Source organism: Brenneria populi, assembly GCF_036016195.1.
GTDB classification, from domain to species: domain Bacteria; phylum Pseudomonadota; class Gammaproteobacteria; order Enterobacterales; family Enterobacteriaceae; genus Brenneria; species Brenneria populi.
Genome location: NZ_JAYWTM010000032.1, coordinates 1 through 10,233, shown reverse-complemented (window position 1 = coordinate 10,233; position 10,233 = coordinate 1). Strand labels below are relative to the sequence as shown.

At 53.1% G+C, this 10,233-nt stretch carries 12 protein-coding genes; 5 read left to right on the top strand and 7 right to left on the bottom strand.

The annotated features are described in order from the left end of the window. The 7 genes from VSX58_RS20335 to VSX58_RS20305 form a co-directional block, all read right to left on the bottom strand. The coding region (locus tag VSX58_RS20335; protein WP_327619694.1) for an iron-containing alcohol dehydrogenase at nucleotides 1–369 on the bottom strand (369 nt) is incomplete at its 3' end. A 127-nt stretch (nucleotides 370–496) separates the two neighbouring features. Then, on the bottom strand, nucleotides 497–1,642 hold the full coding sequence (locus VSX58_RS20330; protein WP_327619697.1) for an MFS transporter: 1,146 nt from the start codon (nucleotides 1,640–1,642) through the stop codon (nucleotides 497–499). A 59-nt stretch (nucleotides 1,643–1,701) separates the two neighbouring features. Next, a complete protein-coding gene (locus VSX58_RS20325) occupies nucleotides 1,702–2,670 on the bottom strand; it encodes an NADP-dependent oxidoreductase (protein WP_327619693.1) in 969 nt (322 codons plus the stop codon). Nucleotides 2,671–2,689: 19 nt separating this feature from the next. Further along, entirely contained in the window at nucleotides 2,690–3,175 is a 486-nt protein-coding gene (locus VSX58_RS20320) for a cyclophilin-like fold protein (protein WP_046878095.1), read from the bottom strand. Between the two features lie 35 nt (nucleotides 3,176–3,210). After that, nucleotides 3,211–4,245, bottom strand: a complete 1,035-nt coding sequence (locus VSX58_RS20315; protein ID WP_200064664.1) for an alpha/beta hydrolase — start codon at nucleotides 4,243–4,245, stop codon at nucleotides 3,211–3,213. Between the two features lie 88 nt (nucleotides 4,246–4,333). Beyond that, entirely contained in the window at nucleotides 4,334–5,443 is a 1,110-nt protein-coding gene (locus VSX58_RS20310) for an alpha/beta hydrolase (protein ID WP_327619696.1), read from the bottom strand. Nucleotides 5,444–5,468: 25 nt separating this feature from the next. Continuing rightward, on the bottom strand, nucleotides 5,469–6,524 hold the full coding sequence (locus VSX58_RS20305; protein ID WP_327619692.1) for an NAD(P)-dependent alcohol dehydrogenase: 1,056 nt from the start codon (nucleotides 6,522–6,524) through the stop codon (nucleotides 5,469–5,471). Nucleotides 6,525–6,771: 247 nt separating this feature from the next. On the opposite strand from VSX58_RS20305, the gene VSX58_RS20300 reads away from it, so the two are divergent. The 5 genes from VSX58_RS20300 to VSX58_RS20280 form a co-directional block, all read left to right on the top strand. Further along, complete coding sequence (locus VSX58_RS20300; protein ID WP_327619695.1) at nucleotides 6,772–7,683, top strand: LysR family transcriptional regulator; 912 nt, start codon at nucleotides 6,772–6,774, stop codon at nucleotides 7,681–7,683. A gap of 237 nt (nucleotides 7,684–7,920) precedes the next feature. Next, on the top strand, nucleotides 7,921–8,160 hold the full coding sequence (locus tag VSX58_RS22600) for a hypothetical protein (protein WP_433913814.1): 240 nt from the start codon (nucleotides 7,921–7,923) through the stop codon (nucleotides 8,158–8,160). A 462-nt stretch (nucleotides 8,161–8,622) separates the two neighbouring features. Continuing rightward, nucleotides 8,623–8,940, top strand: a complete 318-nt coding sequence (locus VSX58_RS20290) for a hypothetical protein (protein ID WP_327619691.1) — start codon at nucleotides 8,623–8,625, stop codon at nucleotides 8,938–8,940. 90 nt (nucleotides 8,941–9,030) lie between these two features. After that, entirely contained in the window at nucleotides 9,031–9,525 is a 495-nt protein-coding gene (locus tag VSX58_RS20285) for a group I truncated hemoglobin (RefSeq protein ID WP_327619690.1), read from the top strand. 156 nt (nucleotides 9,526–9,681) lie between these two features. Beyond that, the coding region (locus tag VSX58_RS20280; RefSeq protein ID WP_327619689.1) for an amidase family protein at nucleotides 9,682–10,233 on the top strand (552 nt) is incomplete at its 3' end.

Sequence of the window (10,233 nt, the reverse complement as noted above, 5' to 3'; positions counted from 1 at the left end):
GCGTGATGGTATCCGTAAATTACTGGCGCAGAATGTAGTAACCGCAGTGTCCTTCATATTGTCCAGCATAGCGCCCCCTCCAACACTGAAAATAGCATGTGCATGGGCTTCGCTGGCATGTGAAATGGCCTTTTGTAATGCAAACGGTGTCTCATCACAGACCAAGCCGCCATATCCAGTCCACGCAACACCAGCTCTCGTCAGTTGACGAGTGATTGCCTGAAAAAGCCCCTGCTGTCTGACGTTTTCGCTACCGTAGCAAATCAGAATTCTTCTTATACCTGCTGCAATAATATGACTGACAATACTTACTTCCCGCCCGGGTCCAAATTCAACCAGCGTGGCCGGGAGGTAATGAATACTCTGCATGACGTTCTCCGCAAAATTTAACCGATCCGACTAGGACTAATCTCCGGAATAGTGGAGAAAAAGCCCACGCAGTACTATCCAGCAAGGTGACCGACCATCTGATAATAAGAACATGCTGTAAGCATTATCATGATCGCATGATGACTTTTATCGACGTTCCCCCCTCACTACGCGCTGTAAACAGTGCACATAAGGATGCCGCTATAAGTAATACAGCACTGACTTCAAAAGTGGCTTGATAGCCTCTGGCATCGTAAAGTACTCCCCCAGTGACCGCGCCGAGCATGATGGCGAGCTGGATGATAGCCACCATTAAGCCACCACCAGCTTCTGCGTCTTGCGGTAACGTTTTTGCCAGCCATGTCCACCAACCGACCGGTGCTGCGGTAGCAAACAATCCCCATAGCCCCAACAGAAGCGTAGTGACGACAACATGCTCACCGACATTCACAAGCGCCAGCGCGATCGCAGCCATTAACAGCGGGAGCACCATCAGGGGGCGATACAAGTTCCTTCTGATAAAAATGCCAATCAATGCAGTACCAGCAAAACCGGCCACACCGATAATCAGCAGGATCAAGGAAAGTGTAGTGGTATCGACTTTCGCAACGCTCTCAAGAAAGGGTCGCAGGTAAGTGAACAGCGTAAACTGGCCCATAAAAAACAGGGCACAAGCTGTCATACCAAGTACAACGGGTAGACGGTGCAGCAGCCGAAAAATATTGCCTGATATCGGTGTTACATCCTGCTTTAGCGACGGTAACGCCTGAATCTTCCACGCCAGAGCGATGACAGCCACCGGCACTACGCAAAAAAAAGCCCAGCGCCAGCCAATAATCGCCCCCAGAAAGCTGCCCAGAGGAGCAGCAAGCACTGTTGCCAACGCATTGCCACCATTCAGGATCGCCAGCGCCCGGGGGACATGATGCGAATCAACCAATCGCATTACCACCGCTGCCGACAGAGACCAGAATCCCCCGATAGCTATTCCAATGAGCGCACGCCCAACCATAAATACCCCATAATTTGGAGCAAAGGCTACAACGGTGCCGGAGATAATCATCAGCAATGTCAGACAGAGCAACATGTGTTTACGGTCACGTTTACCGGCCACGGCAGAGATCATCAGGCTAGTGAGTAGAGCGAATGCTCCGGAAATGGAAATAGCCTGCCCGGCCTGGCCCTCACTGATGTGCAGTTCACCCGCAATTGGCGTCAGCAAGCTGACCGGCATAAATTCTGATGCCACCAGCGCAAATGCCGAGAGGGACATTGCCAGTACCGCGCCCCAGGCTTGCCGGGGGCGGAATTTATGATGTTGTATCTTATCAGTCAAACCGATGTACCTGTGGTGTCAAAATTGAGAATGATGCGGCCACGCAGACGGCCTTCGTCGAAGCGGCGATGCGCGGCAACAGCATCAGCAGCCGGGAAGACAGCTGCGACTCTAAGAGGCAATACCCCCTCAGAGACCTGTTGTCCGATACGGGAAAGGGCGGCATGATCAATGATACGTTCGCGGACATTCACAAATATCGCGTTAATACCGCGCTCAAAACCATCTTCATTACCTGGACGTAGAGTAATCACAGTCCCTCCTGAACGAACAGCGGGGATGATCTGCTCACCAAGATCGGCCGCATCCACCACCGCATCAACACCCTGTGGAAGGGCTTTGAGGATCCGCATGGCAATGTCATCTCCCCGCGCAATCACCATGCTGGCTCCAACAGTACGCATAAAGGTTTCATCTGAAGGTGAGGTAACAGCCACCATATTCAGGCGATCTTTACTTCCTAACGCGACGGTATAAGCGCCCACAGCACCGGCCGCGCCGGTAACCAGCACCGTCGCGCCTTCCGTTAGCCGCAGGGTATCCAGCGCGTTGCGGGCCGTTAATGCGTTCATCAGAAAGGATGCTGCCGCAGTCAATGGCGTCTTCTCAGGTAAAGGAATAACAGACGCCGCTGGCAGACAGACATACTCGCTGTAACCGCCATAACTGCCAAAGTTATCCACGAGACCGACCACATCCTGACCTACCGTCAAACCGTATGCCGGATCAACGCCGCCACCCATTTCATCTATAGTTCCGGATATATCCATACCCGGTACAAATGGCGGTTGGGCACCAGCAAACCAATCTTTAAGGGAACCGTCACGGACCATAATGTCGACAGGGTTAATCCCAGCCGCTCGCACTTTTATCCGCACCTGATCCGGTAACGGATGAGGGTCTGGGAGCGCCACGCGCTGCAGAACATCTGGACCACCATAATGATTCAATCCAATTGCATACATATGTTGTTGCTCCTTCGGGCTATTCCGCCCGGGAAAGGGTCATGCTTATCTGACCTGACTGATGAAGTGCTTCAGAACCAGAGAGTATTTTTCCGATTCTAATGACGCCCGAAGCATCCGGCCCCTGACCGCGATAAAACGCGATGTTCCCCCACGGGGCGTAATATGCGATGTCACCTGTCTCACCAGCGGCACTTTCCGGCGCGCCTGCTTCGGAAAGACGGCGCGGCAAAGCATCACTGACTTTTTCCGCACGGCTGTAATCCCGCAGCGTAACGGTCAGCGGCAAAAGAGACAGAAAATCGCGCGCAGTAGGATTGTCATCCAGTTCAGCCGTCATCATCTTTGAGCCTATGGCAATCCGAACTTTCACTCTCTGCTCACTTGCATGGCTGATAGCGGTAGAACTGTCAGCCAGTGTTGACTCCGAGGAACTTGCTGCCCCTGCCATATTCGCCAGGCAGACACTCAGTGCCAGACAGACAACGAAATGTATTTTCATCATTGCTCCTCCCGGATGGAATACGACAGGGTAGCCTCTTACTTAAGGCTGTCTTTGAAGAAGGACGTCAGTTTGGCAAACGGGATAAGGTCAGTACGATCATAGAGATCGACGTGACCGGCACCCGGTACCACAAACAGTTCCTTCGGCTGACCAGCCAGTTTGTAGGCTTCTTCGCTGAATTCGCGGGAGTGCGCCTCAGAACCGGTAATGAACAACATTGGACGCGGGGAAATGGTTTCAATGTCATTGAATGGGTAGAAATTCATAAATTTCACTTCCATTGCATCTTTGCGGAAAGTCGTCGTTTCCGATGAGGCTCCAGCAGGCGTGAACTCACCGCGAGGCGTGCGATAAAAGTCATAAAACTCGCGTTCGATAGCATTGGAATTTGCGGTCAGTTTTAGCGGTGTTCCGTTTCCCCACGGGGTTTTGCCTCCGGTGAATTCGGTATAGCGTTGGTTCGCAGCCTCAACAAGGACCTGCTTACGTTGTTCCAGTGTCTGGGAGTGATTGAGCCCATTACGTTTAGCTCCCCCCATATCGTACATACTGACCGTCGCTACAGCCTTCATACGTGGATCAATCTTGGCCGCGCTGACGACGAAACTGCCACTGCCACAAATTCCGAGCACACCAATACGCTCACGATCTACGATGGGCTGAGTTCCGAGATAATCGACAGCGGCACTGAATGCTTCAGCATAAATATCCGGTGCAACGGCGTTACGTACCTGCCCTTCGCTCTCCCCCCAGAAAGACTGGTCGATAGCCAGGGTAATGAATCCCTGTTCAGCCAATTTCTGGGCGTAAAGATTAGAGCTTTGTTCCTTGACGGCCCCCATCGGGTGCCCCACAACGATGGCTGGGTAACGGGTGCCCTCCTTCAGATTCTTGGGAACAAACAGGTTGCCGACAATCTTCATTTTGTACTGATTGTTGAAAGACACTTTTTGCGTGGTGACCTGTGTGCTTTTATAAAAATTATCCGCGCCACGTGACATGTCCTGCCCGGTAGCGGTGAATGAAAAGGCACTGGCGACAAAGGCCAGCATCAGCGTTAATGTCTTCAAAATATGTCCTCGCTTCGTGTGAAATCGGTTGTGCTATGGCGAGCATATAGAGATCTGAGGTTGCCCTCAGATCGGGTTGCCTGATGACTCAGGCGAGGTGTGTGGTGAAAAAGTCCGTCAGTTTGTCAAACGGAATCACATCGATGCGATCATAGAGATCGGTGTGATTTGCCCCGGGGATGATCATCAACTCTTTCGGTTGCGCCGCAGCGGCATAGGCGGTTTCGCTGAAGTATCGTGAGTGCGCCTTTTCACCGTGGATAAACAGAACCGGACGTGGAGATATCTCCGCGATGTAAGTCAAGATTGGCATGTTCATAAAGGATAACGGTGTGGTTATGGTCCACGCGTTGCCTGAGTTAACCGCCCGTGGATGGTATCCGCGAGGCGTCATGTAATAATCGTGGTAGTCAACCATGAACTGGGCCGCCCCCGCCGTTACCTCTTTGTTATAAGGCGGCTGGTAAGCCGGTGCGCCTTTTTCTGCATCCGCCCAGCGTTGCTGCCCCAGTTGCTCCAGTGTCTGCGTGCGCTGTGCAAGGGTAACGCTGTCGTTATAGCCCTTCGACATTACGCGGGTCATGTCATACATGGTACTGGCAACAACCGCTTTTACACGCTTGTCGACGGCAACCGCATTGAGAGCCATCCCACCCCAACCGCACACACCAATGATGCCGATACGCTCGCGATCAACAGAAGGGTGTAAGCCGATAAAGTCCACGGCGGCACTAAAATCTTCAGTATTAATATCAGGAGAGGCCACATTGCGCGGTTCTCCACCACTTTCTCCCGTATAAGAGGGATCAAATGCCAGAGTGACAAAACCACGTTCCGCCATGGTTTGTGCATACAATCCGGACGACTGCTCCTTCACGGCACCAAACGGGCCGCTGACGACAATGGCCGCCAGGCGTTTACCGGCACGGTTTTTTGGCAGATACAGGTCAGCTGCCAGAGTAATACCGTACCGATTAATAAAGGTGATTTTCTGGTGATCCACCTTGTCGCTTTTGGGGAAAACTTTGTCCCATTCCTGCGTCAGTTGCAGGGGGGATTTAGCTGCCACAGGTACGGTTTTGGCAATACCCGAACTCGCTGCCAGTAATGCAGCCGATCCCACAACAGCCCCCTGAAGGAACTTTCTACGGGGAAGGCCGTTTTCCTCAGTCTGGATATCTGCATCAGACTTTTTCATATTCGTTTTCATAAGCTACTCTTTCTTATTCAGCGGCTGCCAGGGTGGCGTTATCAATCACAAAGCGATACTTAACGTCGCCCTTGAGCATACGTTCATAGGATTCATTAATTTGGTCAGCCCGGATGAGCTCGATGTCGGAGACAATGCCGTGCTCAGCACAAAAATCGAGCATTTCCTGCGTTTCTGGAATGCCGCCGATCATCGACCCGGCAATAGCCCGGCGTTTAAAAATCAGGTTAAATACTTCAGGCGAAGGATGTGGCGAGGCCGGTGCCCCGACCAGAGTAAGGGTGCCATCGCGTTTGAGCAGCGTCAGATAAGCATCCAGGCTATGTGGTGCTGCAACGGTATTGACGATCAGGTCAAAGCTTTTGGCATGCACGGCCATTTCTTCTGGATTACGCGATACCACCACTTCATCGGCACCCAGTGCCCTGGCATCGTCGCGTTTGGCATCAGACGTTGTAAACGCAACAACATGTGCACCCAGAGCATGCGCCAGCTTGACCCCCATATGGCCTAGCCCACCAATTCCAACAATGCCCACTTTTTTTCCCGGGCCTGCTTGCCAGTGCTTCAGTGGTGACCAGGTGGTAATGCCCGCACATAGCAGTGGAGCGACACCTGCGAGTTGTTCCGCCGGATGGCGAACACGCAATACATAACGTTCATGTACTACGATCTGCCCGGAATATCCCCCTAGTGTCCAGCCCGGCTCATCTGTGGTGGGAAAGTTATACGTACCGACCATCCCGTCACAATAGTTTTCCTGACCGGAATCGCACTCTTCGCAGTGACGGCAACTGTCTACAATGCAACCGACCCCGACCAGATCACCAGCGCGGAAACCGGTAACATGCGCCCCGACAGCCTCAACCCGACCGACAATTTCATGGCCTGGCACACAAGGGAACTGAGTACCCGCCCATTCCGCCCGCACCTGATGCAGATCGGAGTGGCAGACTCCGCAGTAAGCAATGGCAATCCGGATATCATGTGCTCCGACCTCACGTCGTGTAATTTGCAACGGCTCCAGCGGGCGGTCACCCGATGTAGCCCCATAAGCGTTAACAATCATTTAAGAACCTCCGTTAGCGATTCGGGGTGCAATACCACGTAACAGCGCAGCCGCCTGGCTTTGCCGATTCTGAATCTCTGGTAAGGGGGTCGAAACCATGTCGACGATTAACACCGCTACAGTAGTGCTCGCAGTCTTACCCACCCCATTGATAGATATTTTTTCATAATCTAATATGATTGATTAGATATTTAATAATTAATGGGCTTATAAACAGCGTTTATTAATTCGATGAGAGAACATGAATATGGCCAGACATAACCTGAATGATCTTCAGGCTTTCCTGATGGTTGCCCGGGAAGGAAGTTTTACGCGTGCAGCAGCCCGACTCGGTGTGACGCAGCCTGCATTAAGCCATGCCATCTCTGGTCTGGAAGCAAGACTAAAGATCCGTTTATTGACGCGAACAACGCGCAGTGTTTCGGTCACAGCAGCCGGAACCCGACTAATGCAGGTTATCGGTCATCGCTTTGATGAAATTGAAGAAGAACTCGATGCGCTGACCGAATTACGAGATAAACCGGCGGGAACGGTAAGGATCACTTGCGGTGATCACGTCCTGAAAACAACACTGCTGCCTAAGTTGATGCCTCTATTGCATAAATATCCGGATATAAAAGTGGAATTCGATATCAATTACGGGTTCAGGGATATCGTTGCCGATCGATTTGACGCCGGGGTACGTTTCAGCGAAACCGTCGATAAGGATATGATTGCCGTCCCGATTGGTAAGGAGGTGCGCATGGCGGCGGTCGCGTCTCCAGCCTATTTTGCCAGTCACCCGAAACCCACAACACCGCGCGACCTGGTGGATCACGAGTGCATCAACATCCGTTTCCCGACCTATGGTGGACTTGATGTGTGGGAGTTTGAAAAGAAAGAGAAAAAATTGAAGATCCGTGTCGACGGAAAACTGATTTTTAACACTACGACACACATTGCTGCTGCCGCCGTCGGTGGAATGGGAATTGCTTATCTCCCGGAAGAAGAATTTTCACCCTGGCTCGAAGAAGGTCAATTGATAAGAGTTCTTGACGACTGGTGTCCCCCATTTTCGGGCTATCATCTGTACTACCCCAGCCGACGTCAGACCTCGCCAGCATTCTCTCTTGTTATTGAGGCTCTGCATGTGAAAGCTACGGGCATACAGGAAGAGTAATTTTGCGATGATGGGCTGTTCAAAGAGAAAGCCCTGCTCCACTTACAAAGTAATCTTGTCAGCCCATTGATTGATAATATTAATTTACAGGCCTTGTAAGTATTCGCTGGCTAGTCAGACGACATAAGAACGATACAATAACTGAATTACTTTACTCACTTGTAGCCGGAGGCTTCTCTCCCAGACAGGGGCGTTTTCATGTCAACCATCGTTCTCATTTTCCGACAAAATTCCGTTATGAAGCAGTCCAATTCTAGCCGGGCGACGGGCGACGAACCGGTTAATGCAGTCATAGTGGGGAACGTCTGTGAAACGTTACCACCGGAAACCCATAACCCTTTTCTGTGGATACATGAGCTCCCTGCCCTTTTGCAAAAGTTGCGTCACTATCATGACCAACTGAATACCCAGTTAGGGCTTCACCTGCTGCTGACGGGGGTTCGCACCGGTGAACTGCGCCTGGCTATGACGGAATAATTTGATCTAGAACGCAACCTGTGGTTCATCCCTCCAGACAACGTAAAGCAGTTAAAAGCGCATTCGCAAAAGCATGGCAAGCGCTTGCAGGACATCCCGCCCTATACCGTTCCTTTGCCTGTACAGGCTCGTGAGATCGTACGCCACCTGTTGAAAGAATGCAGAGACGTGAATCATTGATTCCTGCGGCGTGAAAATGCCATTGACAACCGGTTAAGAAATCTCACGCAGCACTCGCCGTCAGGTAAAACGGCACGACCGATCCGTCAGCACGAACGTTGCACCATTCGCGCACCACGTTCGCACCGCGGCGCTTCATCCCCGCACGCCGCTCACGTTTGTCCCTCTCAGTCAAACGGTTGACTCGCTGAAACAAGTCAGGCGAAAAATTCTCCGTAGTATTAATAACCATAAGGCCTTAGAGCCTTAAATATGCAGCGATATAAAACAGAGGGAAAAGCCATGACTTCCAGAAAACGCAGGCACCATACGCTTCGCGCCAGCCTTGCCGCCGGCGCGATCTGGCTCGCGATCGCCCCGTCCTACGCCGTAGATCTTAACTCGCAAGACCTCATTCCGGCGCCTGCTGGCACCGACGCGATACTGGGTTATTTCACCTATGCCGCGCGCGACAGCTTCTCGCCCCTCCAGGGCGGAGCTCTTAAGCAGGGCACCGGGCTTGATTCTTTCGTCGGCATTTTCCGTTACGTCCACTATATGGACATCGGCGGCTTCAAAGAAGATCTGCATACCACCCTGCGCGTCATGAAAGTGTTCTGACATTCAGATCCAGCCAGGATGGCTGGCGCATGAACCCGCACAGGGACGTACCGTAACCAAAACCATTCACCTGCAACGGAGTTACAGACCATGACCGATCAGCAACCTGCAATGGAATCCAAACCTTCTTTGTATGAGCGTCTTGGCGGCTATGACGCCATCTACAAATTTGCCGGCGAAGTGTTGCGGGAATGCATGAAACATCCCGACATCACTCATATCTGGGCGCACATGTCCGAATCCTCGTTCCAGAAAGAGCACATCAACTTCGTCGACTTCCTGTGCAAGCACTGGGGCGGCAACACCGTCTACCGGGGCCGGGATATGGTGACCGCGCACCGCGGCATGGGCCTCGCCGAAGTGCACTGGAAAGCCGTGTTCGAGTCCATTGAACGATGCTATGAAAACTACGGCGTGCCCCAGGATATCCGTGAGGAGGTCACCGCGTTTCTTGCCCAGTTCAAGCCGGCCGTCATCGGCAGCCCCTCCTACCGGGACGTGGTGCTTTCGCATCCTGAAATGGACGTGGCCAAAGGCATGAAGAGCGTCGGCATTAACTGGCCGAAGCCGGATAAAGCGCCCTGACCATGAATCTCGCCGCCGGACGCCCGCTCCCTCTGAGACGGGTGTCCGTCTCAGTCAAGCGATTGTCCACGCGAGACAAGTATCGGCAGAGCGTCCGGCTTATTTTTGACGCAGGATTTGACAAAAACACGCTAAACAGCACAAAAGGAAGCCCCTATGGCTATTGAACGCCCCACCCCGGAACTGCTACAAGCCATCGCTAGCCGGTTGCACATCCGGCTGACGCCCGATCAAGCTGCGGAATATCTGACGCTGATGCAGGCCAACTTCGATGCCTACGATTTGGTCGACGAACTGCCTGACGACATCCCCGAAATGCGCTACCCGCGCGCCGCCGGCTATCGCCCCTCCGGCGCCGAGAACCCCCACAACGCCTGGTACTACAAGACTGAAGTGAAGGGCGCGGCATCCGGCAAGCTGGCCGGCCGCACCGTGGTTCTTAAAGACAATGTGGCGCTGGCCGGCGTACCGATGATGAACGGCGCCTCGACGCTGGAAGGCTTCGTTCCATCCTACGACGCCACCGTCGCCACCCGCCTGCTGGACGCCGGCGCCACCATTCTCGGCAAAGCCGTCTGCGAGCACTTCTGCCTGTCCGGCGGCAGTCACACATCCGATCCGGCTCCGGTGCATAACCCGCACCGCCACGGCTATTCCGCCGGCGGCTCCTCCTCCGGCAGCGCCGCCCTAGTGGCCGCGGGCGCGGCG